Annotated in this window: 21 protein-coding genes and 4 pseudogenes; 11 read left to right on the top strand and 14 right to left on the bottom strand. The window is 72.7% G+C overall.

From position 1 onward, the window contains the following. Window positions 1–314: 314 nt before the first annotated feature. Complete coding sequence (locus UK82_RS16830) at window positions 315–992, top strand: TetR/AcrR family transcriptional regulator (RefSeq protein ID WP_082121609.1); 678 nt, start codon at window positions 315–317, stop codon at window positions 990–992. A 15-nt stretch (window positions 993–1007) separates the two neighbouring features. On the opposite strand, the gene UK82_RS16825 is transcribed toward UK82_RS16830, so the two are convergent. From UK82_RS16825 to UK82_RS16815, 3 genes are all read right to left on the bottom strand, one after another. Further along, the gene (locus tag UK82_RS16825; protein ID WP_044883247.1) at window positions 1008–2336 is read right to left on the bottom strand and encodes an acyl-CoA dehydrogenase family protein; all 1329 of its coding nucleotides are present in this window, start codon (window positions 2334–2336) and stop codon (window positions 1008–1010) included. Between the two features lie 69 nt (window positions 2337–2405). Next, on the bottom strand, window positions 2406–3167 hold the full coding sequence (locus tag UK82_RS16820; protein WP_044883248.1) for an SDR family NAD(P)-dependent oxidoreductase: 762 nt from the start codon (window positions 3165–3167) through the stop codon (window positions 2406–2408). A 2-nt stretch (window positions 3168–3169) separates the two neighbouring features. Beyond that, window positions 3170–4219: a phosphotransferase family protein gene (locus UK82_RS16815; RefSeq protein ID WP_055408072.1), complete on the bottom strand. Its 1050-nt coding sequence runs from the start codon at window positions 4217–4219 to the stop codon at window positions 3170–3172. 217 nt (window positions 4220–4436) lie between these two features. On the opposite strand from UK82_RS16815, the gene UK82_RS16810 reads away from it, so the two are divergent. Further along, a partial coding sequence (locus tag UK82_RS16810) for a TetR/AcrR family transcriptional regulator (protein WP_236706027.1) occupies window positions 4437–5050 on the top strand: 614 nt, incomplete at its 5' end. Window positions 5051–5060: 10 nt separating this feature from the next. Here UK82_RS16810 and UK82_RS16805 read toward each other — a convergent pair. Beyond that, window positions 5061–6380 carry a TetR/AcrR family transcriptional regulator gene (locus UK82_RS16805; RefSeq protein WP_236706026.1) on the bottom strand — a complete coding sequence of 440 codons (1320 nt, stop codon included), beginning with the start codon at window positions 6378–6380 and terminating at the stop codon, window positions 5061–5063. A gap of 385 nt (window positions 6381–6765) precedes the next feature. Between UK82_RS16805 and UK82_RS16800 the strand changes: the two genes are divergently transcribed. From UK82_RS16800 to UK82_RS16790, 3 genes are all read left to right on the top strand, one after another. Next, window positions 6766–7848: a Gfo/Idh/MocA family protein gene (locus tag UK82_RS16800; RefSeq protein WP_044883250.1), complete on the top strand. Its 1083-nt coding sequence runs from the start codon at window positions 6766–6768 to the stop codon at window positions 7846–7848. Between the two features lie 114 nt (window positions 7849–7962). Further along, window positions 7963–8259, top strand: a complete 297-nt coding sequence (locus UK82_RS16795) for a hypothetical protein (protein WP_044883251.1) — start codon at window positions 7963–7965, stop codon at window positions 8257–8259. Window positions 8260–8571: 312 nt separating this feature from the next. Then, a complete protein-coding gene (locus UK82_RS16790) occupies window positions 8572–9801 on the top strand; it encodes an ABC transporter substrate-binding protein (protein WP_044883252.1) in 1230 nt (409 codons plus the stop codon). Window positions 9802–9869: 68 nt separating this feature from the next. Here UK82_RS16790 and UK82_RS16785 read toward each other — a convergent pair whose 3' ends face one another. The 3 genes from UK82_RS16785 to UK82_RS16775 all read right to left on the bottom strand — a co-directional run bounded on the left by UK82_RS16785 (window position 9870) and on the right by UK82_RS16775 (window position 13834). Continuing rightward, window positions 9870–11411 carry a class I adenylate-forming enzyme family protein gene (locus tag UK82_RS16785; protein WP_236706025.1) on the bottom strand — a complete coding sequence of 514 codons (1542 nt, stop codon included), beginning with the start codon at window positions 11409–11411 and terminating at the stop codon, window positions 9870–9872. Further along, on the bottom strand, window positions 11404–12846 hold the full coding sequence (locus UK82_RS16780; RefSeq protein WP_044883339.1) for an aldehyde dehydrogenase family protein: 1443 nt from the start codon (window positions 12844–12846) through the stop codon (window positions 11404–11406). Before UK82_RS16780 ends, UK82_RS16785 begins: the two co-directional genes overlap by 8 nt. A gap of 160 nt (window positions 12847–13006) precedes the next feature. Beyond that, a complete protein-coding gene (locus UK82_RS16775) occupies window positions 13007–13834 on the bottom strand; it encodes a mycofactocin-coupled SDR family oxidoreductase (RefSeq protein WP_055408068.1) in 828 nt (275 codons plus the stop codon). A gap of 323 nt (window positions 13835–14157) precedes the next feature. Here UK82_RS16775 and UK82_RS16770 point away from each other — a divergent pair, with 323 nt between their 5' ends. From UK82_RS16770 to UK82_RS42810, 4 genes and pseudogenes are all read left to right on the top strand, one after another. Then, a complete protein-coding gene (locus UK82_RS16770) occupies window positions 14158–15825 on the top strand; it encodes a TetR/AcrR family transcriptional regulator (protein ID WP_236706024.1) in 1668 nt (555 codons plus the stop codon). 339 nt (window positions 15826–16164) lie between these two features. Beyond that, a pseudogene (locus UK82_RS16765) lies at window positions 16165–16848 on the top strand (SDR family NAD(P)-dependent oxidoreductase); the annotation flags it as partial. Window position 16849: 1 nt separating this feature from the next. Then, window positions 16850–16941: pseudogene (locus UK82_RS38295) on the top strand (3-oxoacyl-ACP reductase); the annotation flags it as partial. 17 nt (window positions 16942–16958) lie between these two features. Then, the gene (locus UK82_RS42810) at window positions 16959–17228 is read left to right on the top strand and encodes a hypothetical protein (protein ID WP_173667305.1); all 270 of its coding nucleotides are present in this window, start codon (window positions 16959–16961) and stop codon (window positions 17226–17228) included. Between the two features lie 6 nt (window positions 17229–17234). Here the strand turns inward: UK82_RS42810 and UK82_RS16755 are convergent, their stop codons facing one another. Next, on the bottom strand, window positions 17235–18074 hold the full coding sequence (locus UK82_RS16755) for an enoyl-CoA hydratase/isomerase family protein (protein WP_044887280.1): 840 nt from the start codon (window positions 18072–18074) through the stop codon (window positions 17235–17237). A 95-nt stretch (window positions 18075–18169) separates the two neighbouring features. Here UK82_RS16755 and UK82_RS16750 point away from each other — a divergent pair, with 95 nt between their 5' ends. Next, complete coding sequence (locus UK82_RS16750) at window positions 18170–18529, top strand: helix-turn-helix domain-containing protein (RefSeq protein WP_011604684.1); 360 nt, start codon at window positions 18170–18172, stop codon at window positions 18527–18529. A 33-nt stretch (window positions 18530–18562) separates the two neighbouring features. On the opposite strand, the gene UK82_RS16745 is transcribed toward UK82_RS16750, so the two are convergent. The 6 genes and pseudogenes from UK82_RS16745 to UK82_RS16725 form a co-directional block, all read right to left on the bottom strand. Further along, window positions 18563–19606, bottom strand: a complete 1044-nt coding sequence (locus tag UK82_RS16745; protein WP_236706022.1) for an SDR family NAD(P)-dependent oxidoreductase — start codon at window positions 19604–19606, stop codon at window positions 18563–18565. Then, a pseudogene (locus UK82_RS16740) lies at window positions 19603–20359 on the bottom strand (LLM class F420-dependent oxidoreductase); the annotation flags it as partial. The gene UK82_RS16745 and the pseudogene UK82_RS16740, both read right to left, overlap by 4 nt. 1 nt (window position 20360) lies before the next feature. Further along, window positions 20361–20484: pseudogene (locus UK82_RS38285) on the bottom strand (LLM class flavin-dependent oxidoreductase); the annotation flags it as partial. Window positions 20485–20530: 46 nt separating this feature from the next. Then, complete coding sequence (locus tag UK82_RS16735; protein WP_236706021.1) at window positions 20531–21451, bottom strand: SDR family NAD(P)-dependent oxidoreductase; 921 nt, start codon at window positions 21449–21451, stop codon at window positions 20531–20533. Next, window positions 21435–22187, bottom strand: coding sequence for an SDR family NAD(P)-dependent oxidoreductase (locus UK82_RS16730; protein ID WP_011604680.1), 753 nt, complete (start codon window positions 22185–22187; stop codon window positions 21435–21437). Before UK82_RS16730 ends, UK82_RS16735 begins: the two co-directional genes overlap by 17 nt. Continuing rightward, window positions 22184–22795 (bottom strand): nuclear transport factor 2 family protein, encoded by a 612-nt coding sequence (locus tag UK82_RS16725; protein ID WP_055408060.1) that lies wholly within the window; start codon window positions 22793–22795, stop codon window positions 22184–22186. The genes UK82_RS16730 and UK82_RS16725 overlap by 4 nt, the downstream gene beginning before the upstream one ends. 435 nt (window positions 22796–23230) lie before the next feature. Between UK82_RS16725 and UK82_RS16720 the strand changes: the two genes are divergently transcribed. Next, window positions 23231–24445, top strand: a complete 1215-nt coding sequence (locus UK82_RS16720) for a CaiB/BaiF CoA-transferase family protein (protein WP_044887310.1) — start codon at window positions 23231–23233, stop codon at window positions 24443–24445. Window positions 24446–24466: the final 21 nt, after the last annotated feature.

Raw genomic sequence — 24466 nt, 5'->3', positions numbered from 1 at the left:
ACACACCCCTTCGCGCTCGTCCCGACCGGGTGCCCGCGTCGGCCAACGCACGACGGCACCGACGGTTCGGCGGCGCTGCGGCGCTCCGGGTGGATGATACGGGAGCACCGGACTCGCTGATCGCCGGCCAGGCGCGCCCGAGCGCGTGCCTTACCAGCCCGCGTGTGGGGGCGACCCGCGTGTGGGGGCGACCCGCGTGTGTGAGCAACCCGCGTGTGGGGGCGACCCGCGTGTGGGGGCGACCCGCGTGTGTGAGCAACCTCTGACGCGTCCGTCACAGTTGCGCGGCCGGCACTCCATACACTGGATCGACCATGGGCGACTCAACCTCCGCGGAGATCGTCGACGAGGGCACGGCCCCCGACGGCGATCCCCGGATCCCGCAGGTCGAGCCGGCCGGCGTCGAGACCGCGGCCGGCCGGTTGGGCTGGCGCGCGGCGCGCACCCGCAACGCGATCCTCGACGCCTCCAAGAAGCTCTTCCTGGAACGCGGGTACGCCGGCACCCGCATCAACAACATCACCGACGCCTGCGGCATCTCCCGCGCCGGCTTCTACACCTACTTCCGCGACAAGCGGGAAATCTTCGACACCCTGGGCCAGGCCACCTTTCAGGAACTCCTCCAGGTCATCGCCGAGTGGGAGACCATCCCGCGGCCCTGCACCCAGGCCGACGTCGTGGCCTGGGTGTGGAAGTACTTCGCGTTCATGGACCAGCACGGCGCGTTCATTCTCTCGGCGCAGTCCGGCCCGGCCGACGAGAGCGTCGGCGCGGCGAGCAACAAGATGCAGATGCGGGTGGCCTGGCTGCTCGGGGTGCACCTGCGGGGTCGCCAGCGCACCCCCACCGACGCACCCGAGGCGCTGGGCCTGGCGGTGCAGTCGATGATGGACCGCACCTGGTACCACTGCCACGCCCAGCACCTGCCGGTCGACGACGCCGACGTCGTCACCACCATCGGCGGGTTCATCACCGCGGTGCTCGAGGCCTGAGCCCCGCGGGCGCCGTCACACCCCTGGCTGCACCACCGGCGGCCCGGCGGGCACCGACGGGACGGTGGCGACGAGATCGCCGTACTTCTCCCGGGCCGCAGCGAGGCGACGGCCGAGGAACTCCTCGGGCCACGCCGGGTCGTCGGCCTCGTAGTGCCGCAGGAGCTGGCGGGCGAGGTTGACCTTGTGCGCCTCGGTGGGCCCGTCGGCGAGGCCGAGGGCGAGTCCCGTGGTGAACATGTCGACGAGGGGGAGCTGCTCGGTGATGCCGAGCCCGCCGTGGACCTGGATCGCCCGCAGCACGATGGACTGGATGACCTTCGGGGTGAGCACCTTCAGGGCCGCGATGTCGGTACGGGCGGCGTGCTCCCCCTGGGTGTCGATGAGCCAGGCGGCGTGCAGCACGGCGAGCCGGAACGGCATCAGCTCGGTGTAGGAGTCGGCGATGAACCCCTGCACGAACTGCTTGTCGGCCAGCGAGCTGCCCTGGGTGAACCGGCTGCGGGCCCGCTGTCCCATCATGTCGATGGCCCGCTGGGCGACGCCGATGGCGCGCATGGCGTGGTGCAGCCGGCCGCCGGCCAGCCGGGACTGGGCCACCTCGAAGCCGCGCCCCTCGTGGCCGAGCAGCGCGTCCGCCGGCACCCGCACCCCCTCGTAGCGGACGAGGGAGTGGCCCGGCTCGTGGTGGTGCGCGCCGAACACGTGGTGGCTGTCCTCGATCACCACGCCCGGGGTGTCGCGCGGGACGAGGAACGTCGACGCACCGTGGTGCACGGGGACGTCGGGATTGGTGATCGCGACGATGATGAGGAACGAGGCCACCGCGGCGTTGGACGACCAGTACTTGCGGCCGTCGATCACCCACTCGTCGCCCTCGCGTCGCGCCCGGGTGGTGAACACCCGCGGGTCGGCGCCCCCCTGCGGCTCCGTCATGGAGAAACAGGAGAAGATCTCACCGGCCAGCAGGGGCGCCAGGTAGCGCTCCTTCTGCTCCGGGGTGCCGAACCGGGCGATGATCTCGGCGTTGCCGGTGTCGGGCGCCTGGGTGCCGAAGACGATCGGCCCCCAGTCCGTGCGGCCAAGGATCTCGTTGAGCAGGGTCAGCTTCACCGCGCCGAAACCCTGCCCGCCGAGCTCCGGGCCCAGATGCGGGGCCCACAAGCCCTCGTCGCGCACCCGCTGCTTGAGCGGGTCGACGATCGCGCGTCGCTCGTCGTCGAGGGGCAGGTACTCGCAGCCCGGGAACAGCACGTCGAGCGGTGCCACTTCCTCGCGCACGAACGCCCGGACCCAGTCGAGCTTGGCCTCGAACTCGGCATCGGTCGAGAAGTCCCATGCCATGGCTTTTCCTCCCAGCACTCGGGCCGGTGTCGGCTCAGGATCGGTGTCGACTCAGGGGATGGTGTCGGCTCAGGGGATGCCGCCGTCGACCCGCAGGGTCGCGGCGGAGGTGTAGCTGGACGCATCCGAGATCAGGTACAGCGCGGAACCGACGATCTCGCGCGGGTCACCGGCGCGCTGCAGCGCGTGTGACCTGGCCGCCTCGGCGACGGCGTCGAGGTCCCAGTGCTTGCTGACGTCGGTGTAGAACGGGCCGGACATGAGAGTGTTGACGCGCACGTGCGGGCCGAGGCCGAGCGCGAGGCCCTCGGTGAGCGCGTTGAGGCCGGCCTTGGCCGCGGCGTACGGCAGGATCGCCGGCGTCGGGCGGATGGAGCCGGTGGAGCTGACGTTGACGATGGAACCGCGGCCCGCGGCCACCATCCGTTCGCCGACGAGCACCGACAGTCGGAAGGGACCCTTGAGGTTCAGGTTGACGACCGCGTCGAACAGCTTCTCGTTGACGTCACCGAGGGTGTCGTACAACGGCGACATCCCGGCGTTGTTGATCAGTGCGTCGACCTTGCCGAACCGCTCGTAGGCGGCGTCGACGAGGCCGGGCAGCTCGTCCCAGCGTCCGACGTGCACCGCGTACGGCAGGGCCGTGCGGCCGGTCTCGGCCTCGATCTCGGCGGCGGTGGCCGTGCAGGAGTCGAGGTCGCGGCTGGCGATGACAACGTCGGCGCCGCAGCGCGCCGCGCCGAAGGCCATCTCCCGGCCGAGCCCGCGGCTGCCGCCGGTGATGAGCACGACGCGGTCGGTCAGGTCGAACAGGGTGTCCGCGTATCCCATGGTCAGCCTCTCCGGGCCGGCAGCGAGCGGGCGAGGTCGGCGGCGGTGGCCAGCAGCTGCAGCACCAGCGGCCCGAACGTCTCGACCTTGGGGTCGACCGTCCCGCCGCTGCTGAAGGCCGCGTAGCTCTTCTCCAGCACCACGCCGAGCTTCCAGTTGGCCAGCACCAGGTAGTAGTCGATGTCCGCGGTCGAGCGTCCGCTCACCCGCTCGTAGTGTTCCAGCAGTTCGGCCCGGCGCGGCATGCCGGAGACGTCGAGGTAGAAGCCCTCGGTGCGCGGTTGCTCCCCGTCCCAGCCGAGCAGCGCCCAGCCGAGGTCGAGCAGCGGGTCGCCGACCGTCGTCATCTCCCAGTCGATGATGGCGGCGAGCCGGGCCGGGGCGCCGTGCTGGAACATCACGTTGGCGAACTGGTAGTCGCCGTGCATGATCCCGGGTTCGAAGGTGGCCGGCCGGTTCGCCCGCAGCCAGTCCGCCGCGGAGTCGAGGCCGGGCAGCTCGCGGAAGCGGTAGGCGCCGAGGAACGTCAGCCAGCGGTCGACCTGGCGTTCGTGGAAGTTCTCCGGGCGGCCGAACCCCTCCAGCCCGCGGGCCCGCCAGTCGACCCGGGACAGCTTCGCGATGCCGTCGACGAGCTCGAACGCCAGCCCGCGACGGGCGGCCGGGTCGGTGTCGAACGGGGCCGGCCAGGTCGCGGTCGGGCTCCAGCCGTCGATGGCGCGCATGACGTAGAACGGCATTCCCAGCACCTCGCCGGTGGGGTCACCGGCGACGAGCTCGGCGTGGGGCACGTCGGTTCCGCGCAGCGCGCGCAGCAGTCGCAGCTCCCTGCGCAGCCCGTCGACGCGGGACGCGCTCGCGGCCGCCGGGGGCATCCGCAGCACCGTGCGCTCGCCGCCGCGGGTCAGCGAGTACAGCTCGTTCTGCGAACCACCGGTGAGCCGCTCGACGACGGGCAGCTCGCCCGCCCCGGGCACCTGCTCGGCGTCGAGCCAGCGGGCCAGCCGGGCGACATCGAGCGCCACGCCCTGTGCCGCCGCACCCGCGCTCACCGCGGGCACCGGCTCAGTGCGGCAGGCTGGCGCGGGTTGGCGGGCTGGATCGGGTTCCCCATCCGGACCTCCTCGTCGACGGGAGCGGGACGTTGGGCAGAATAGCATTCTGTCCATCTCAGAACCAGATTCTGCGACATGGCCGGATCCGGCCCCGCTTCGCCCGCCACGCACGGCACACTGGCATCCATGGAGTCGACCCGACTGGAGTGGGACNCAGCGCCCGCGTCCGTACGCGCCGCAGTCGATCGAGCACTGCGCCGCCACCAGCGCGACGCCCTCGACGAGCTCGAGCAGATCCTCGACGCCGCCCTGCGGGTGGCGGTCCGGGTCGCCCCGGCGGAGCCGCGGGTGAGCGACATCGTCGCCGAAGCCGGCACCTCCAACCAGACCTTCTACCGCTACTTCGCGGGCAAGAGCGAACTGCTGCACGCCGTGATGGAGCGCGGCGTCCTGCGGGTCCGTTCCTACCTGGGCCACCAGATGGCCAAGGAGACCAGCCCCGCCGATCAGGTCGCCGCCTGGGTCCAGGGGCTGCTCAGTCAGCTCACCAGCCCCGAGGTCGCCACGCAGAGCATCGCGATCAGCCGGCTCACGCTGGGCTCGGGCGGCCCCGAACCGGGGCGGTCGACCCTCGACAACCAGCTCGGCGACCTGCTGGTCACGCCCCTGGCCGCGGCCGGACGCCCTCACCCGGAGCTGGACGCACGGGCCATCCTGGACGTGGTCCTCGGCGCGCTCGAGCGCCACGTCGCCACCGGCACGGGGCCCGACGCCGTGGAACGCGACCATCTCGTCACGTTCTGCACGGCCGTCGCCGGGCCGGCCTGACCCCGCCCACTCAGCGGGGCGGGCCGCCGGCGGACAGGGGTGTGCGAGCGCCGAGCAGACCACCGACGAGCAGGAGCGCGAGCGAGCGATGGACGTCGTCGCGGTCGAGGACCGGATGGCGCTGCCAGGCGTGGTAGGGAAACTCCCCCAGCAGGACCCACAGCACGATGGCGGCCGCCGACGGGTCCAGCGATCGTCCCGGCGCCCACCGCGCCAGCAGCCGCGCGGTGACCGCGTCGAGGTGGGTCCGAAGCTGACGGCTCAGCCGCTGCAGCGGGGCGGTCGGCAGCACCTCGGTCGTCCACACGTGCAGGGTGGGGCCGCGCCGTCGCAGCACGTCCAACCAGCGGTCGATCCAGGCCAGGATGTCGCTCTCGTCCTCGGCGCGCAGCAGGTCGTCGAGGTGGGTGCAGATGTCGACCGCCGCCTGGTGGGCCAGCGTCGCGAAGATCGCGTACCGGTCCTCCCAGTACTGGTAGAACGTGCCGTGGGCGACGCCGGCCTCGGCGGTGATGTCGTCGACGCTCGTACCGGCCAGCCCGCCTCGCTCGAACGCCTGATTGGCGGCGGCGAGAATGCGCCGGATCGTCGGTTCGGCCCGCCGGGTGACCCGCCGACGAAGGCCGAGCGGGGCCGTCTCGCGCCAGGCGCCGAGCGGGTCCGCGCGATCCGTGCTGCTGTCCAGGAGAAGGTCCGGCCAGGGCGGCGGGTCGCCGTCGGCGCCCACGGCGCCCACGGCGCCGGCCTCCCGCGGGAACAGCGAGGAGTGGATGATCGTCGCAAGCGTGGCGTGCACGGACGATTCGGGCGGCAGGACGCCGGGGCGGCGTGGATCGAGCACGACGTGCGTCCACTGCATGAGACTGATGATCGCGATCGCGAGGACGCGGGTGTCCACCGGACCGGTGCCGGCGAGCGCCAGCCGAGGCCGCATCTCCTCCGCGAGCACGTGCAGGTACTGCTCGGAGGGATCTTCTGGCATCAGGGCGTCGTCCGCGACCAGCGGCCAGGCGGCGAAGACGGGCGAGTGCCGGCGCAGGACGTCGTCGAGGCCCTCGAGCCAGGCGCGGAACTCCGTCAGCCCGGCCGGTCCGGGCTCGATGACCCGCTGGCCGCGGAAGTGGCGGACGAGGTCCCGGCCGAGCTGCTCGTAGAAGAGGGCGAACAACTCGATCTTGCTCTGGAAGTACTGGTAGAAGGCGGTGTCCGAGCGGCCCGTGGCCTCTGTGATCGCCAGGATGCTGGTGCCGTGGTAGCCGCGCCGGGCGAACAGGCCGCGGGCCGCCGCCACGATCTCCGCACAGGCCCGCTCGCCTTCCGGACCGATCACGGGACTGACCGGATACGGATCCCGCCGCCGCGATGGCAGGAGCGGCTCACGCTCGGGTTCGACCACCACCCGGCGCCCCCTCACGCATTCCCACTCCTCCACCGGCCCCGACAGGGCATTCCCGCAGGCAAGTGTAGGGCGCCGCTCAGACGCGGGCCTCGATACCGCCCTCCCGCCAACCGTTCAGGCCGGATTCGTGACGGTATCGGGGCGGCGTCGTCGCCTCCGGCCAGCCTGCGGCGCCGGCTGCCGGGCCTGCGTTGCCCGCCGGAGGAGTCCCGCACTAGTGTCTAACCAATTAGCCTTTGGTTTCGGCAATGCGTCAATGCGGCAGGGCGGCGGGCGTCCGTCGCGTGGGAGGCGACATGACAGCGCGGGTGGTCCGATGACGCTGCGGGTGGGCATCGTGGGGGTCGGCTGGGGGGCGATCGTTCAGGCTCCGGCCTACCGGGCGGCTCAGGGGTACGAGCCGGTGGCGCTGTGCGCGCGGACGCCGGAGCGGCTCGGGAAGGTCGCCGCCCGGCTGGGCATCGACGACACCTCGACCGACTGGCGCTCGTTCGTACGCCGCGACGACCTTGATCTGATCTCGGTCGCGACCCCGACCGCGCTGCACCACGAGATCACCCTCGCCGCGCTGGATGCGGGCAAGGCCGTGCTGTGCGAGAAGCCCCTGGCCGCCGATCCGGCGCAGGCCAGGGAGATGGTCGCCGCGGCGCAGGCGTCGGGCCGGCCGACCGGCTGCTGCTTCGAGAACCGCTGGAACCCGGAGTGGCTGGCGATCACCGACAAGGTGCGGGCCGGGCTGCTCGGCACCCCGCACGTGGCCCGGGTCAGCCGCAGCGCCTCCTACTGGCATCCGAGCCGGCCCCTGCAGGCCGCCTGGATGTACGACCGCGCCCAGGGCGGCGGCTACCTCGCCGGCATGCTCGTCCACGACCTGGACTTCGTCTGCTCGCTGTTGGGGCCGCCGGTGGCGGTGTGTGCCGACGTGCGCAGCTCGGTGCCGACGCGGGCGCTGCCCGACGGCGGGGAACTGGCCGTGACCGCGGACGACACCTCCGCGGTGCTGCTGCGGCTCGCCTCCGGCGCGATCGCGATCCTGAGCGTCTCCACGATCGGCGCGAACGTCGACCACTTCCGCCTCGAGCTGCTGGGCGGGGAGGGCACCATCGTCGCCGACGGCAGCCTGCGCCACACCACCTACCAGGCGGGTCCGGCGAGCGAGAAGGGGCTGGCGCCACTGGCCCCGATCGAGCGCGAGCCCGCCGCCCCGCAGCACCTGCCCGAGGGCCTGGCCGGGCACGGCAGCCGGGCGATGGCGCTGATGCTCGAGGACTGGCTGCCCGCCTTCGACGGCCAGCCCACCCCGGTCCCCACGTTCACCGACGGGCTGCTGAGCCTGGAGATCATCGACGCGGCGCACCGGTCGTCCGAGGGCGCCGGCTGGGTTCCCATCGAACTCTGACGATCGACGGGCGTGCCGATCGACGGACGTGAGGTGGAGCTCCGCCGACACGTGGGATTGCCGACGCGGGGGGTCACAGCCCCCCGCGAGGACCGCAGAAAGGACGGTGTACGCATGACCGACGCAGGGACCAACCCCGCCGCCGTCCCGCAACGCGAGGACGAGGACGACCAGGATCTGCTCACCTACAGCGAGGTGGCGGTACGCCTCGCCGAGGAGATCGAAGCGCAGAACACCCTGGTCACCGAGTTGGAGGGCGCCGAGCCGGTGGACGCCGAGCGTGTCGGGCGCGAGCGTGCCCGGCTCGCGGCGTTGCGCGACGCCCTGGAGCGCAACTCGCGGCGGCCGATCAACGACGAGAACTTCGAACGTTTCTTCGGCTACCGCGGCACACCCCGCTACGAGAGCTGAGTCCGCGCCACCGCCGCCCGCCACCGCCGCTCGGCGGGCCGCTGGCCGGCGGGTGAGCGCGGCACCAGGCGTGGGCGGTCGGCGGCCGGCGTGCCCGACCGCCGGGCCGGCGGCCCGCGCCTGATCGTTCCCGCCGTCCCGAGTACCACCCCGAACCCCGGCGTCCCACGGCGCCGGGGCATGTCCTTTTCCTTCACCGTTCCCCGGCTGCCTGCACCGTTGTCCAGCCACCTCCATGGTACACCAATTGTCCATTTTGCCCCTTTCCCTCTTGTCCCCTCCCTTCCCTGACCGCTTCCACGGGGGTTCACGATGCGTCGCCGTTCCTTATCGTTATCCAGCGCTGCCGCCGTGCTGGCGTTAGTCGCCGCGGGGGCGAGCGCGTGCTCGTCCCCGACCGCGTCGTCGGCGGGACCCTGTGACAGCCCGGGCGTGACCTCATCGGAGGTCAGGCTCGGGCTTCTTTATCCCGACTCCGGGCCGACGGCGGCCTCGATGGCCGCCACCCGCGCCGGGGTCGACGCCCGCATCGGCCAGGCGAACGCCGCCGGCGGCATCCACGGACGCAAGATCGTCTACGACTGGCGGGACGACCAGGGCGACCCCTCGGCCAACGGCGTCGCCGCCCGGGACCTGGTCGAGCAACGAGGAGTCTTCGGCATCCTGGAGTACTCCCTGGCCACCGACGGCAGCGCCCAGTACCTGGCCGAGCACGGCGTCCCGGTCGGCGGGCTGGCCACCGGCGACGTCTGGGCGAAGTACCGCACCATGTTCTCGTTCTCCTCCACCACCGGCGCCGCGACCGACACCTACGGCACGTTCCTGCGCTCGCAGGGCGGGACGAAGGCGATCCTGCTGCGGACCGCGCTGTCGGCCGGGGTCGGCAACACCAGCGCCAAGATGACCCAGAGCGCCCAGGCCGCCGGCATCCCGGTCGTCGGCGAGATCGCCTACACCGCGAACGCGGACAGCCCGGCGTCCGTCGCCCGGCGCATCGCCGACAGCGGCGCCGACACCCTGCTCACCGTCATCAACGCCCCCGACCTGCCCGCGGTCCTGACCGCCGTGCGCGCCGCCGGGGTGAACCTGCGCGTGATCCTGTCGGTCAGCGGCTACGACACCCAGCTCCTGCACGACTCCGGCGGCGCGCTGGCCGGCGTGACCATCCCGGTGTTCTACCGCCCCTTCGAGGCCGGCGGCCCGGCAATCGCGAACTACCGCACGGCGATGTCGCGCTACGCCCCGCAGGTCCCCAACCCGCAGCAGGAACTGGCGATGATCGCCTACATCGACACCGACCTGTTCCTGCGCGGGCTGACCGAGGCCGGTCCCTGCCCGACCCGCGAGGGTTTCGTCAACGCCCTGAACGCGGTGCACAACTACGACGCCGGCGGGCTGATCCAGCCGATGGACCTGGCCCACGACCGGGGCAAGCAGACCACCTGCTGGTCGTTCGTGCAGGCGAACCGCACCGGTGACGCCTTCAGCGTCGTCCGCGAGAACCTCTGCGGCCACGAGCTGCCCGCCACCACCGGCTCCTGACCGACCCACCCCGCTCGCGCCCGCCCGTCCGCCCGCGCCCTCGCCCGGACACTCCGGGCGAGGGCCCGCTACGGCGACAGGCTGCCGGCGGCAGCGGCGTCGTGGCGGGCGCGCAGGGCGGGGCGGGTGAGCTTGCCGGCGGCGTTGAGCGGCAGCGCGTCCACGACGTACCAGTAGGCGGGCACCTTGAACCCGGCCAGCCGGTCGCGGACGAACTGGCGCAGCTCGTCGGCGGGCGGCGGGCGGTCGGGGTCGGCGGGGACGACGAACGCGGCCAGCGTCTCCCCCAGCCGGGCGTCGGGCACCCCGACGATCCCGACGTCGGCGACCCCGGGATGTTCGACGAGCGTGTGCTCGATCTCCAGCGGGTACACGTTCTCCCCGCCGCGCACGATCATGTCGTTGCGCCGACCGACGAGGTGCAGGTAGCCGTCGTCGTCGAGGAAGCCGAGGTCGCCGCTGTGCAGCCAGCCGTCGGCGGCGTGCACGCTCAGGTGCGCCGCGGCGGCGAGCACCTCGCCGACCCCGGCGTCGTCCGGGTCGTCGATGCGCAGCCGCAGCCCGGGGACGGGCCGCCCGACGGTGGCGAGCAGGTCGGGGGCGCCGGCCGCGGCCCGGTCGTGGTCGGCCGGGGTCAGGCAGGTCAGCGGGCTGCCCTCGGTCTGGCCGAACAGGTTGACCAGACGCACCCCGGGCAGCACGGTCTGCACCCGGCGCAGGGTCTCCGGGCTGATCGGCGACGCACCGTAGATCAGGGTGCGCAGCCCCACCGCGTCGAGCGTCCCCTCGGCCAGCAGCATCTCGATCATCGTCGGGACGAGCTGGCAGTGCGTGGCGCCCTGCTCCCGCAGGCCGGCCCACCACTCGTGGCTGAAGCGCGCCGTCGGCAGCACGGTCGCGCCGACGGTCACCGCGACGAGGGTGTTGCCGAGCCCGCCGATGTGGTGCAGCGGCGAGCCGGTGGCGTAGCGACTGTCCGGGCCGAGGTCGAGCAGGCCGGACAGCAGCTCGGTGCGCGCGGCGAGCACCTCCTGGGTGACCGGCACCCGCTTGGCCGCCCCGGTGGTGCCCGAGGTGTGCAGGTACAGCGCGACCGGTCCGCGCGGCACCGGCGGGGCCGCGCCGGACGCCCGCATCGCCGGCACGGGTATCACCCGCGCCCCGGCCAGCGCCGCGGCCTCGGCCGCGACGGCGGCCCAGGCCGGTTCGGTGAGCAGGACGCCGGCGCCGCTGGCGCGCACCGGGCCGGCGAGTTCGGTGGCGGTCAGCCGGGGCCCGAGCGGGGCCACCGGCCGGTCGGCCGCCGCCCCGCCGAGCAGCAGCGCCAGCGCGTCGGGATTGCTGGTGAGCAGCGCCGGCACCGGCGTGTCCGCCGCGACACCGAGCCCGATGAGGAACTCGGCGGCGTAGGTCGCCCGCCCGACGAGCTCGGCGCCGCTGACCGGACCGCCGGCGTCGAGCACCGCCGGGCGGGCACTGCCCGCGTGCACCGCGAAGACGCGCTCCAGCCAGCCCCCGCCGACCCCGACCTCGACCCCGACGGCCACGCTGGCACCGGCGGCGCCGCCCACGCCCGCCCCGGCGCCGATGCCGGCGTCCGGGTCAGGCACCGACGTAGCCGACGGTCTTGGCCTCGGTGTAGGAGGCGAAGCCCTCCAGGCCGCCCTGCCGGCCCAGGCCGCTCTGCTTGAAGCCCCCGTAGGGGCCGTCGGAGCCGTAGAACATCCCGCCGTTGACGTTGATGCTGCCGGTGCGGATGCGCCGGGCGACGCCCAGCCCCCGCTCGACCGACGCCGAGTACACCCCGCCGGACAGGCCGTACGGGCTGTCGTTGGCGATGCGGACCGCGTCGTCCTCGCCGTCGAACGGGATCGCGCACACCACCGGCCCGAAGATCTCCTCCCGGGCGACGGTCATCGTGTTGTCCACGTCGGCGAGCAGCGTCGGCTGCACGTAGTACCCGCGCGGGAGGTGCTCGGGCCGCCCGCCGCCGACGACGACCCGGGCCCCCTGCGCCCGGCCGGCCTCGATGTAGCCGAGGACCCGTTCGCGCTGGCGGGCGTTGATGAGCGGGCCGGCGAGGTTCGCGGGATCGGTCGGGTCGCCGTAGGGCAGGGCGCCGATCACCCCGGCGAGGATCTCCACGCCCTCGGCGTAGCGCTCGCGCGGCAGCAGCACCCGGGTGAGCAGCGCGCAGCCCTGCCCGGAGTGCAGGCAGGCGCCGAACCCGGCCAGCGGCAGCACCGCGGCGAGGTCGGCGTCGTCGAGAACGATCATCGCCGACTTGCCGCCGAGTTCGAGCAGGGTGCGCTTCATCGTCGCCGCGGACTTCTCCACGACGAGGCGGCCCACCCCCGTCGACCCGGTGAACGACACCATGTCGACCCGCGGGTCGACGAGGAGCTGGCCGGCGACGGCGTTGTCCGAGCAGGGCACCACGTTGACCACACCCGGCGGGATGTCGGTCTGCTCGGCGATGAGCCGGCCGATGCGGGTGGCGTTCCACGGCGTGTCCGGTGCGGGCTTGAGCACGACCGTGTTCCCGGTCGCCAGTGCCGGGCCCAGCTTGTTGATCGTGACCTCGAACGGGAAGTTCCACGGCACGATCGCCGCGACCACGCCGACCGGCTCCTGCCAGACGGCCCGGTGGCTGGTGCCCATGAGGTGGGTGTCGGGCAGGGACCGCTCCCAGGGGAAGCTGTCCATCAGCTCCAGCGGGGCGCGCAGCCCGTCGGCCAGCGGCCAGTCGAGCTGGGCGATGCCGGTGACGGCGACGGGCGCGCCGGCCTCGGCGACGAGCTCGGCACGCAGCGCCTCGCGCTCGCCCTCCAGCGCCTGCTGGAGCTGCTGCAGGCAGCGGCGGCGCAGGTCCCGGTCGGTCGACCACGCCGACTCGTCGAAGGCGCGCCGCGCCGCGGCGATCGCGGCGTCCAGATCGACGGCCGCGGCGTCGCTGGTCTGGCCCAGCACCTGCTCGGTGGCCGGGTTGATGTTGTCGTAGACGGCGCCGCCGGTGGCCTCGACCAGCCTGCCGTCGATGAGCATCCGGGCCTCGCCGGCCACGGTCGCACCGGCCGCGGCGGGGGTGGTGGGGGNGGTGGGGGTCGCGCTCGTCATGGGTCCTCCGCAAGTCCTCCGCCTCCACCACGCCGGGGGGCGGTGATCCGATCGGGTGAGCGGGCGGCCGGGCCTGGCCGTCGCCGTGCTAGCGACGGACGTCCATGCCGGCGTCGACCTTGAGCAGGCTGCCGGTGAAGGAGCGCGCGGCGTCGGAGATGAGGAACAGGATGGCCTGGCTGACGTCACCGGGCTCGATCATGGGAAGGTCGGGCAGCATCGTCTGCATCGCGTTGACGAGGTTGGGGTTCGCCTCGATCACGCCGAACAGCGCCGGGTTCTCGGTGACCATCGGCGTCGCGCAGTTCGTCGGCGCCACCGCGTTGACCCGGATGCGGTGCGGGGCCAGCCAGTTCGCGTACGAGCGGACCAGCGCGATGACGGCGTTCTTGGCCATCCCGTAGGCGTCGGATCCACCGCGGCCGTCGGTGAGCGGCAGCAGCGCCGCCATGGAGCTGGTGGCGACGAGGTTGCCGCCCTGGCCGCGGTCGATCAGGTGCGGGATGGCGACCTGGAAGGTGTTCCACACGCCGATCTGCATGATGTCGATGCCGAGGCGCAGGGCCTCGTCGGCGTCACGCTCGTCGCTGTTGCTGAGGATGACCCCGGCGTTGGCGAGGACGGTGTCGATGTGGCCGAAGCGCTCGACCCCGGCGTCAAAGGCGGCCTGCAGCGCGGCCTTGTCGCGCACGTCGGCCTCGGCGGTGAGTATCTGCCCGCCGGCCTTCTCCACCAGCTGGGCCGTCTCGGCCAGGTCCTCGGCGGTGCCCAGTTTGTAGGGCACGGCTTCGAGGTCGCGACAGATGTCGACGCCGACGATGTTCGCCCCCTGCTCGGCGAACGTCACCGCGTGCGAGCGGCCCTGCCCGCGCGCCGCCCCGGTGATGAACACGACCCGGTCGTCCAACAAGCCCATGGATGCTCTTCTCTCGCCTCTGTCGGCCGCGGACCGGTGGCCCGCAGGGGCGGGGTCCGGTCGGACGGCACGGATGGTGCGGCCGGTGGTCCGGCCGGCGGGGCCGCGCGCTCCCCCCGAGCGCCGGCCGCCTGTGAGCCACCACACTAGTAAGACACCTGTCATATTGGAACCCCGGGGTGGGCCCCGATCGCCGCAGGCCGCCACGGACACCTCTTCACCTGGTGCAATGCCCGTCCGCATACACTCGTTGCACACGCAACGCGATGCCGGGATCACCGTCCGGGAACCGCTCGTTGCGACGAGGCCCGAGGGAGGCCGGGTTGCCGACGCCCGATCCGCTTCCCACGCCCGATCCGCTTCCCACGCTCGGCCCGCGCCAGGACGCCACGGACGCCGACTCCCCCACCCCCGACAGGGACACGCTCCCCGCCGAAAGGGTCACGCTCGCTCCTGGCGGGGACGCGTGGCTGCCGCAGCGCCGGCGTGCCCCGTATCCGGCCAGCCAGGCGATCGGCGCGGAGGGCGCCCGCGCCTGCCAGGAGATCATCGCCGCGGCGCGGCGACTGTTCGTCGAACGCGGCTACCACGGCACGAGCGTCCAGGCGGTGGCCGAGGCCACCGGCCGTTCCGACGCCGCCTTCTACCAGTACTTCCGCGGCAAGCTGGAGGTCTTCCGGATCTTCTTCGAGGAGCTCGGCGTCGACCTGGTCGACCACTTCCAGCGGCTGCCGGTGCTCAGCGCGGGACCAGCGGGGTTCGTGGTGTTCCGGGCCTGGCTGGGCGAGCTCGGCGCCGTGCTGCGCCGCCACTCACCGGTGTTCGCCGAATGGCCGCTGTCCACCGCGGAGGCCGCCCTCGTCGACAACGCGTCCGTCGACAACCCGTCCGAGGAGTACCTGCAGGTGCTCGCCGCGAGCCTGCCGCCGCGGCTGGCCCGCGCCGACACCGGCGGGGTGGACACCCGGGTGCTCTCCGTCGCCGTGATCTGCATCGTCGAGTGGACGCACATCGTCTCCGACGCCCGCGGCAAGATCGCACGGCACCCCGACGAGGACGAGGCGCTGCACGACGCCCTCGCGGGCATGATCCACCGCTCGTTCTTCCCCGCCCCCGAACCGGCCCCCCGCTCCTGCGAGCCAACCCCGCGCTCCCCCGGCCCGTCCCCCGCCGGCCTCGTCCCCCGGCCGGATCTCGCCGCGCTGGCCCGCGCCGCCGGCGTCGTCGGTCCCACCGGCACGGCTCGCACCGCCGGCCCGTCATCCGGCGAGGTCCCCGCGCAGCGGGACGCGCCGCTGCCGCCGGGGCTGCGCAGATCCGTCACCGGTCGGGGGCGCTCCACCGTAGAGACGATCACTGAGGCGGCGGTCGCGGCCTTCGAGCAGCGCGGGCTCGCCGGCACCAGCGTCAACGACATCATCGCCCGCTCCGGCGTCGCGCACGGAACCTTCTACCGCTACTGGGCGGACCGCACGGCCATCTTCACGACGCTGGCGCACCGCGCCGCAGTGCACATCTGCGACCACTTCGACGCGCTGCTCGCCGTGGGCACCGTCGACGAGCTGACCCGCTGGCTCGACGACTGGCTGCGCATCGTCGAACGGCACGGCACCGTGTTCCACATCTGGACCTGCGAGATCCTGGACAACCCGCCGCTGTGGCCGCTGGCCCGCGCGGTGCGCCTTCACCTCGAGGACGTCGCCGCCCGCCTGCCGACCCCCTGGCCCACCGCGACGACGCCGACCGCGGCACCACCGACCACCGCACCACCGACCACAGCGACGCCGGCCACCGCGACGCCCGCCACCATGACGATCGTGTTGTGGACGGTGCTCACCGAGTTCCCCTACAACGCCTGGCTGCGCCATCCGGTGCTCACCCGCGAGCAGGTGCTGCACTGCCTGACCCTGCTGATGGCCCGCGGCGTCCTCGGCCTGCGGGACGCGACGGTTACCAGCGGACGGGCGGAACACCCCAGGACCGGCAGGTGACCCGAGTAATCCATAGCATCGGGTCCTGACCACTGACTGGATCACCCGGCGGCCGGACGTCCCAGCGGTCGGCGAACGCCCTCCTGAAGGGATCATTTCAGCTACGGCTGGTGGCTTCAGCGGCCCAGCGCGGCGGCTGCCTCGTACGGCGAAGGCGTCCGGACGGCGACGGCCGCCCTCGACCACGTTGCAGATCACCCATCCCACGCATCGCCTCATCAGTGAATTGACAAAAATGGCCGATAGCGTGGCGATACTCTGCCTGCTCCCGGGTGAGTGACGCCGCTAGTCTGTAAAGGCTTGTTCGGAATTGCCGCCGCAGAGTGGAAGACCTGTCAGATGACGATCAAGGAAACACGCGTCGCCGTGGTGACTGGTGCAGGCCGCGGAATCGGTCTTGCCATCGTGCAGGCCCTGGTCAGGGAGGGCTATGCCGTCGTCGCGGCGAGCCGCACGATCACCGGCGCACTGAAGGAGTTGGCGCCAGACGCCCTCGAAATGGACCTTGGTGCTCCCGAGGCGCCGGAACAGCTGGTTCGTCACGCTCTGGACCGACACGGCAGAATTGATTTGCTTGTCAACAACGTCGCGGGTACCTCGACGCCTCCGGGCGGCTTCCTGCAACTCGACGACGACGCGTGGCAGCACACGTTCACCATGACGCTCATGCCGACGGTCCGAACCACACGCGCGGCGCTCCCGAGCCTGCTGGAGCACCGCGGCGCGGTGGTGAACATCAGCTCGGTCAACGCCAGACTGCCGCAGCCGCGGCTCGTGGCACAGTCAGCGCTCAAGGCGGCGGTGTCGAACCTGGGCAAGGCGCTGGCGGAGGAGTTCGGCGGCCGCGGGCTGCGGGTGAACACGATCTCTCCCGGTCCGGTGCTGACGGACCTGTGGACAGCGCCGGGCGGCCCGGGCGACATGTTCGCGCGCCGGGCCGGCGTCGCACTGGAGGACTACATCGACCAGATTCCGTCGTCCATCGGTGTATCGACAGGCCAGTTCACCCGCCCGGAGGAGATCNCCGACCTGGTGGTCTTTCTGGCCTCAGGACGGGTCGCCAACATGAGCGGCACGGAACTTGTGATCGACGGTGGCATGCTGAAATCCGTCTGACGCAGAACCGTCCGACCATGGAACCGCGGACGGGGCCCGGCGGCTCCAACCACGACAAGTACCTCCGCCTGATCCTGGACCTCGGCGTCAAACCCCTGATCGCCCGTCCGGCACCGAGAACGGCTCCGGGCTCGGTACCCAACGCCGGGTGGCGGAGCTCGTTCGCCCACCTGCACGGGTTCCGCCGCCTGCACATCCGCTGGGAGATACGCGACGACATCCACGAGACCTTCCTCACCCTCGGATGCGCACTCATCTGCCGGCGACGCCTGAAGGCATCTCGGTAGGAGTTCTCACGTGATGTCGTCGACAAGAGCCTCGAGGCGGCGCTCTCCGTCGCGGGTGTGCGCGCCGGCGGCCAGGGCAGCCCTGGCGAGACGGGTTGCGGCGGGTTCGTCGAACAGTCCCTTGAGGAGCTCGTTGGCCTTCCGCAGGCCGTGCGTGGTCGATTCGACCGCGGTGTCGACCGCTTCGGTCGCGGCGCGGGCGACGCCGGGAGGAAGAGCGGCGATGCGGGCGGCGAGGGTGTCGACGACGTGGTCGAGCTCGGTGTCCGGCACGGCCCGGTTCACCCATCCAATCCGTTCCGCGGTCGCGGCATCGACCAGCTGCCCGCCGAGGATGATCTCCAGGGTGCGTGCGCGCCCCACGAGACCGGGCAGGTAGGCAGTGCCTCCCGCGCCCGGGATGATTCCCAGCCGACACTCCATCTGGGCCATTGCGGCGCGTTCGAGCGAGGCGAACCGCAGGTCCATCGCGGACAGCAGTTCCGCACCGCCGCCGCGGGCCAGTCCGCGCAGCTTGCCGATGGTGATCTGCGGCAGCGACCGGATGCGTTCGTGCAGGCGCATCATCGGGTTGAGGGACTGGTCTTGTTCGGGCGCGAGGGGGAGCGCAACGAACGCCGCGGGGTCGTCGGCGGCCGTCATGTCGCCGTGCGCGACGAAGAAGTCCGGATCCGCGCTGTCGAAAACGATCACCCGGATGTCGTGGGCGCCGGACATGGCGTCCGCAAACCGGTCCAGGTCCGTCATCAGGGCCGCGTCGAGCAGATTGATGGGAGGGTTGTCGATCACGACGTACGCCACGCCGCCGGCGAGAGAGATCTTGAGGGTCGAGTATGCGTCAGTCATGATTCCCGTTTCGCCGTCAGACTGGTAGGTATCTGAGGTATATCTAGTAGTACGGATATACTTCAACGAAATCAGGTATCGCGAGGGAGACCGACGTGCCCGACGTGACGCTCGACGGCGACGGCCGACATCTGCTCGACCAACTCTTCGACAAGTGGTCCCTGCTGGTACTGGCCGCACTGTGCGACCGTCCCCGACGCTTCAACGAACTCCGGCAGGACATGCCCGCCGTCACCCCGAAGTCACTGACCGCCTGCCTGCGACGACTGGAGCGCAACGGCATGGTCGAACGAGCGGTGGTGTCCACGGATCCGGTGGCGATCGAATACCGCATCACCCCCCTGGGCCGGACCCTTCGGTCCCCTGTGCACGCCATCCTGGAATGGGCCGTCGGTCATCTCGACGCGGTCGAGGCCGCCCGCTGTCACTACGACGAGCGACGTGCGGACACGTGACATCCCGGCCTGTCTCGCGCAGGACGGCGCCGTTCACCTCGACGCGGCTGCGGCGGCGCGTTCGGTGAGGCGGCGGGTCAGGGGGCGGTCGGCGGCGCCGAGGGCGGGCACGGTGACGGCGCCTCCGGTCAGCAGCGCCGCGCCGGCGCGGACGTCCTCGGGGGTCAGCGCACCGTCGACGGTGAGAACGTCGCCGGTGGCCACCGCGATGCGGTCGACCGCGTCGATGCCGGCCTCGAAGGCCAGGCCGGTGACGGTCGTCGACTCGTGCGCGAGCCACAGCGCCACCGCGGCCACCGACGCCGGCGGGGCGACCCGCTCGATCGCGGCGTACATCTCGGGCCGCGACCGGGTCCGGTCGGCGGCCAGCCGTGACGCCGCGAACGGCGCGACCGCGTTGACTGTGATGCCACGCCGGGCGCCTTCGAGGGCGAGCGTCTGGGTCAGGCCGTGCAGGGCACCCTTCGCGACCGTGTACGGCAGCGCGGCGGCCAGGCCGAAGTAGCCGGCGGCCGAGGTCGTCGTCACGATCCGCCCGTAGCCCTGCCGCACCAGGTGCGGCCAGGCGGCGGAGCACAGCGCCCAGGTGCCCAGCACGTGCACCCGGAAGAACTCGCTCAGCACGTCGGCGGTGACCTCGCGCAGCCGCACGATCCGGTCGATGCCGGCGTTCGCGACGACGACGTCCACCCGGCCGAACTCGGCGAACGCGCGCTCGACCAGCGCCTCGGCGACCCCCGGCTCGGCGACGTCGCCGAGGTGCGCGATGGCCCTGCCCCCGGCCCGGCGGATCTCGGCGACGACGGCCTCGGCCCCCTCGGCCCCCTCGGCCCCATCAGCACCCTCGCCCTGACCGCCGGCGGGACCCGGCAGGTCGTTGACGACGACGGCGGCCCCGCGGGCGGCGAAGGCGATCGCGTGCGCCCGACCGACACCGCGCCCCGCACCCGTGACGAGCACCGTGCGCCCCGCGAACGACAGCGGCTCCTGGGACGACGCCAGCCCCGGAGAGGACGCGTGCCCCAGAAACGACGCCGGCGCGGTGGACGACGACGCGGGGAGGTCGGCCGCGGTCACAGGTCCGCCGTCGGGGCGACCAGCACGTCGCCGAGGCGGGCGACGTCGTCGCGCATCTCGGCGATCGTGCGCCCGCGCACGGCGACGGTGAGCCGGTGGACGCCGAAGTCGGCGTACACCTTCGCCTCCTCGACGTTGCGCGCCCCGCCCGCGGTGAACTCCATGGCGTCGGGGTCGCGCCCGACCGCCCTGGTCTCCTCGCGGACCCGGGCGAGCAGCTTCGGCAGCTCGACGAGCGGGTCCTGGCCGGGGAACACGAACGGGAAGTAGCCGTCGCCGCGGGTCGCCGCACGGCGGATCGCCGCCTCCGACGCCCCGCCGACGAACAGCGGGATCGCCCGGCGCACCGGCCACGGCCGGCACTCCACCTGGTCGAAGCTGACGTGCTCGCCGGCGAAGGTCGCCGTGTCGTCGCGCCACAGCACGCGCATGGCGTCGATGTACTCGTCCATGCGCCGGCCCCGGTTGCGGAACTCCATGCCGACGGCGGCGTACTCCTCGGGCAGCTCGCCGACGCCGATGCCGAGCATCAGCCGGCCCCCGGACAGATGGTCGAGGGTCGCGGCGGTCTTGGCGAGCACCGTCGGCTGGTGCTCCGGCAGGATCAGCACGCCGGTGCCGAGGCGGATGCGGCTGGTCACCGCGGCGACGTAGGTCAGCCAGATCAGCGGGTCGGGCATGCCGCCGCGCCGCGACAGCCGGTCCATGCTGCCGTTGGTGACGCCGCGGTACGGGGTGGCGTCGGTGCGGCGCNACTGCACGACGTGCTCCGGCGCCCACAGCGACTCGAACCCGGCCTGCTCGGCCGCGACGGCGAGCGCCACGGCGTCCTCGGGGTCGGGGAACCCGGTGCTGGCGAAGACGATGCCCCACTTCATCGCGTGCCCCGATTCATCGCGTGCCCCACTTGGTCACAGGCTCTCCTCAGGAGTTCACGGTCGGGGCGTCCTCGACCGCGGCGTGGCGGCCGAGCAGGTCGGCGAGGTAGGGCTGGGCGGCGCCCATCCCGCCGTCGACGCGCAGCACGACCCCGTTGACGTAACGGGCGGCGTCGGAGGCGAGGAACGCCACGACCCGGGCGACCTCGTCGGGCGTGCCCAGCGGGGACGGGGTGTGGGCGGCGAACACGGCGCGCATCCGGCGCAGCCCGCGGCCGGGGCCGCGGACGGTGTCGGTCAGCACGAGTCCCGGGGCGATGGCGTTGCAGCGCACCCCGACCGGGCCGTAGCGGGTGGCGATGCTGCGGGTCAGCGACTCCAGCGCCGCCTTCGACGCGCCGTAGGCGGGGCGCAGGTGCTCGGCGGCCGCGGCGGCCCCCGACGAGGTGTTGACGATCGACCCGCGGCCGGCGGCGATCATCGCGGGCAGCACGGCGCGCGCCAGCAGCATGGGCCCCCGCACGTTGACGGCCATCGTCGCGTCCCAGAGCTCCGCGGTCATGGTCAGCACCTCGGCGTCGCCGCCACCGCCGGACAGCGCGGTCGCGGCGGCGTTGTTGTGCAGCACGCCGATCGGGCCGAGCTCGGCCACGACCCGCTCGACGCAGTCGCGCACGGCGGCCTCGTCGGCGACGTCGAGGGCGAGCGCGACGGCCCGCCCACCGGCCGCGACGATCTCGTCGCGGACCCGCGCCGCCGACGCCTCGGCAAGGTCGGTGACGGCGACCGCCGCGCCCTCGGCGGCGAGCCGGCGGGCGCTGGCCGCGCCGATCCCCGAACCCGCGCCCGTGACCAGCGCGACCTCGCCGGCCAACGCACCGCCCGCCGACGAACCGCCCGCCGACGAACCGCCGGCTAACGGGCCCTGGGCGCCGGCGCGGCCGGTCGGCTCACCGGAGGTAGTCATAGCCGCCGTCGACCATCAGGGTCGTGCCGGTGATGTACTGGGCGTCCGGGCCGACGAGGAAGACCACGGCGCGGCCGACGTCGGCCTCGGCGTCGCCGAGTCGGCCCAGCGGCACCTGGGCGGCGAGGCTCGCCGCGGCGTCGGGCAGGTCGGCGGTCCAGCTGTCGAAGCCGGGCGAGCCGGCGAGCGGGCAGACGACGTTGACCCGGATGCCGTAGCGGCCCCACTCGGCGGCGGCGACGCGGCTCATCGTCCGCAGCGCCTCCTTGACCGCGGCGTAGGCGCCCATCGCGGGGCGGGCGGTCAGCCCGCTGCCCGAGCCGAAGTTGACCACGCTGCCCTTGCTGGCCCGCAGGTCGTCGAAGCAGGCCTGCATGAACCGCAGCGACCCGACCGGGCCCGACTGCCAGACGGCGTCCAGGTCGTCCTCGGTGAGCCGGCGGATCGAGCCGTACCGGGTGGTCTGCGCGACGTTGACGAGGCTCGTCACCGGGCCGAGACCAGCGCGCACCGCGGCGACGGCGGCGTCCACGTCGGCGCGGACCCCCGCGTCGGCCTGCACCGCGATCGCCCGCCCGCCCCGCTCGACGATCTCGGCCGCCACGGCCTCGCACTTGGCGAGCGTCCGCCCGACGACCGCGACGGCCGCGCCCTCGGCGGCCAGCGCCAGCGCCACGCCGCGCCCGACGCCCTGCCCGGCGCCGGTCACCAGGGCAACCGTCTCGGCCAGCCTCACGCCGTTTCCCGCACTGTCGCCGTTTCCCGCACTGTCGCCGTTTCCCGCACTGCCGCCGTTTCCCCTACTGCCGCCGCCTGCAGGGTGGCGTAGAGCGGGTCGGTGCGGTCGCGCCGCGGCAGGTGCTCGCCGAACTTGGTGATCCGGTCGCGGTCGGCGTCCCAGGGCCGGACCCACTCGATGACGGTGATCCGGTCGGCGATGCGCCACCGCCCGTCGCGGCGCTCGAACCGGTCGACGTACCGGAAGCCCGCGGCGTAGTTCCACCGCACGTCGCCGGCGGGTTCGCCCGCGTGGTAGGCCACGCCGTAGCTCTCGGCGACGGCGACGTGGGCGTCGGCGACGTCGTGGCCGGCGGGGATGTCGACGAGGACGTTGCCGAGATGGTGCATGGTCATCGTCTGGCGGCCCAGCAGCGGACCGACCCAGTCGATGAACTCGTCGCGGGTGCCGGTGAAGGGCCCGTGCCGGTCGGTCGCCTCCGGCCAGTAGCAGCCGCGGACCAGTTCGAGGTCGAGCCGGTCGATGCCGCGGCAGTACTCCAGCAGCACCCGGCGGATGGCGGCCTCGTCCGCGGCCGTGGCCGGCCCGCCCGTCAGCGCGCTCACCGGCAGGCCTGGCGCGCGTCGCGGGCAGCGGGACCGACGATGTTGACGGGAGCGACAGATTCGGCGGGTGCTCGGCCCCCGAGCTGCCCGGTGGCGGACAGTACGCGGGCAGTTCCCTGGCCTCGTAAGTCGGGAATGTCCGTCGTCATCGCTCGCCCACCTCCATGGGAGGCCGCCGCTGGCCTCGCCACCGTCATTGGAGCGACGTTTGACGGTCATGTCAACATGCAGGATGCTCGACCGGTGGGGCCGTCGGGCGCGGCGATTCAGCATGCGTCCGGAACGTCATCCGGACCGGTCACGCCGCCGCCACGGCCGACCGATCCGCCTTCGGAACATCAGCGACACACACTGTAGAGATCAGTCCGTCATAGCTCAGTCCGTATGGACATCGAACTGTTCGAGGAGACCGGAGCCGATGAGGCAGGACATCCGATGAAGCAGGACATCCTGGCCGGCGTGCGGGTCGTCGAGGTGGCGACGTGGACGTTCGTCCCGTCGGCGGGCGCCGTGCTCGCCGACTGGGGCGCCGACGTCGTCAAGATCGAGCACCCGGTCACGGGTGACCCGCAGCGCGGCCTGATCAGCTCTGGCATCGTCGCCGGTGCCGGCAGCATCAACCACTTCATCGAGCAGCCCAACCGCGGCAAGCGCAGCCTCGGCCTGGACATCGGCAGCGAGTCCGGCCGCGAGATCCTGCAGAAGCTGGTCGCGCAGTCGGACGTGTTCGTCACGAACCTGCTGCCCGACTCCCGCGCCCGCGCCGGCATCGACGTCGACGACGTCCGCGCCTGGAACCCGAAGATCATCTACGCCCGTGGGCACGGCTACGGCTCGCGCGGCGAGCAGGCCGGCCGCGGCGGCTACGACATGGCCGCCTACTGGTCGCGCGGCGGCATCGGCGACTCGCTCATCCCGCACGAGGGCGACTGGCCGGCGCCGCAGCGGCCCGCCTTCGGTGACACCTACGGCGGCTTCGCGCTCGCGGGCGGCATCGCCGCGGCGCTGTTCCGCCGCGAGCGCAGCGGCGAAGCGCCCGTCGTCGACGTGTCCCTGCTGGCCGCCGCGATCTGGCAGCTCGCCCCGGACATCGTCGGGGCGGGCGTCACCGGCGCCCCGATCCCGAAGTTCCAGCTCGAGGAGATGCCCAACCCGGTCGCGAACCTCTACCGCACCGGCGACGGACGGTTCCTCGCGGTCGTGCTGCTGCAGGCCGACCGCTTCTGGGCGGACTTCTGCACCCGTCTGGGCCGCACTGACCTCATCGACGACCCCCGGTACAGCGACGCGAAGGTCCGCTTCGTCAACCGGCGCGAGTGCATCGCCGAGCTGCGGGCGACCTTCGAGTCGGCGCCGCTGTCGCACTGGGAGAAGGTCCTGGCCGACTTCGACGGCGTCTGGGACCCGGTGCGCACCGCCCCCGAGCTGCACCAGGACCCGCAGGTCCAGGCCAACGGCTACCTGCCGAAGATCACCGATGGCAACGGCAACACGTTCTCCGTCGCGGCGAGCCCGGTGCAGTTCGACGAGAAGCACCTCGAACTCACCGCCGCCCCCGAGCACGGTCAGCACACCGAGGAGATCCTCCTCGAGCTCGGGTACGACTGGGACAAGATCATCGAGTTCAAGGAAAACGGCGCCACGTCCTGAGCGATCACGGCGGTCCGGGCT

Origin of the sequence: Frankia sp. ACN1ag (assembly GCF_001414035.1) — a bacterium.
In the GTDB taxonomy this organism is placed as follows: domain Bacteria; phylum Actinomycetota; class Actinomycetes; order Frankiales; family Frankiaceae; genus Frankia; species Frankia torreyi.
This window is presented reverse-complemented; position numbering and strand designations above follow the sequence as displayed.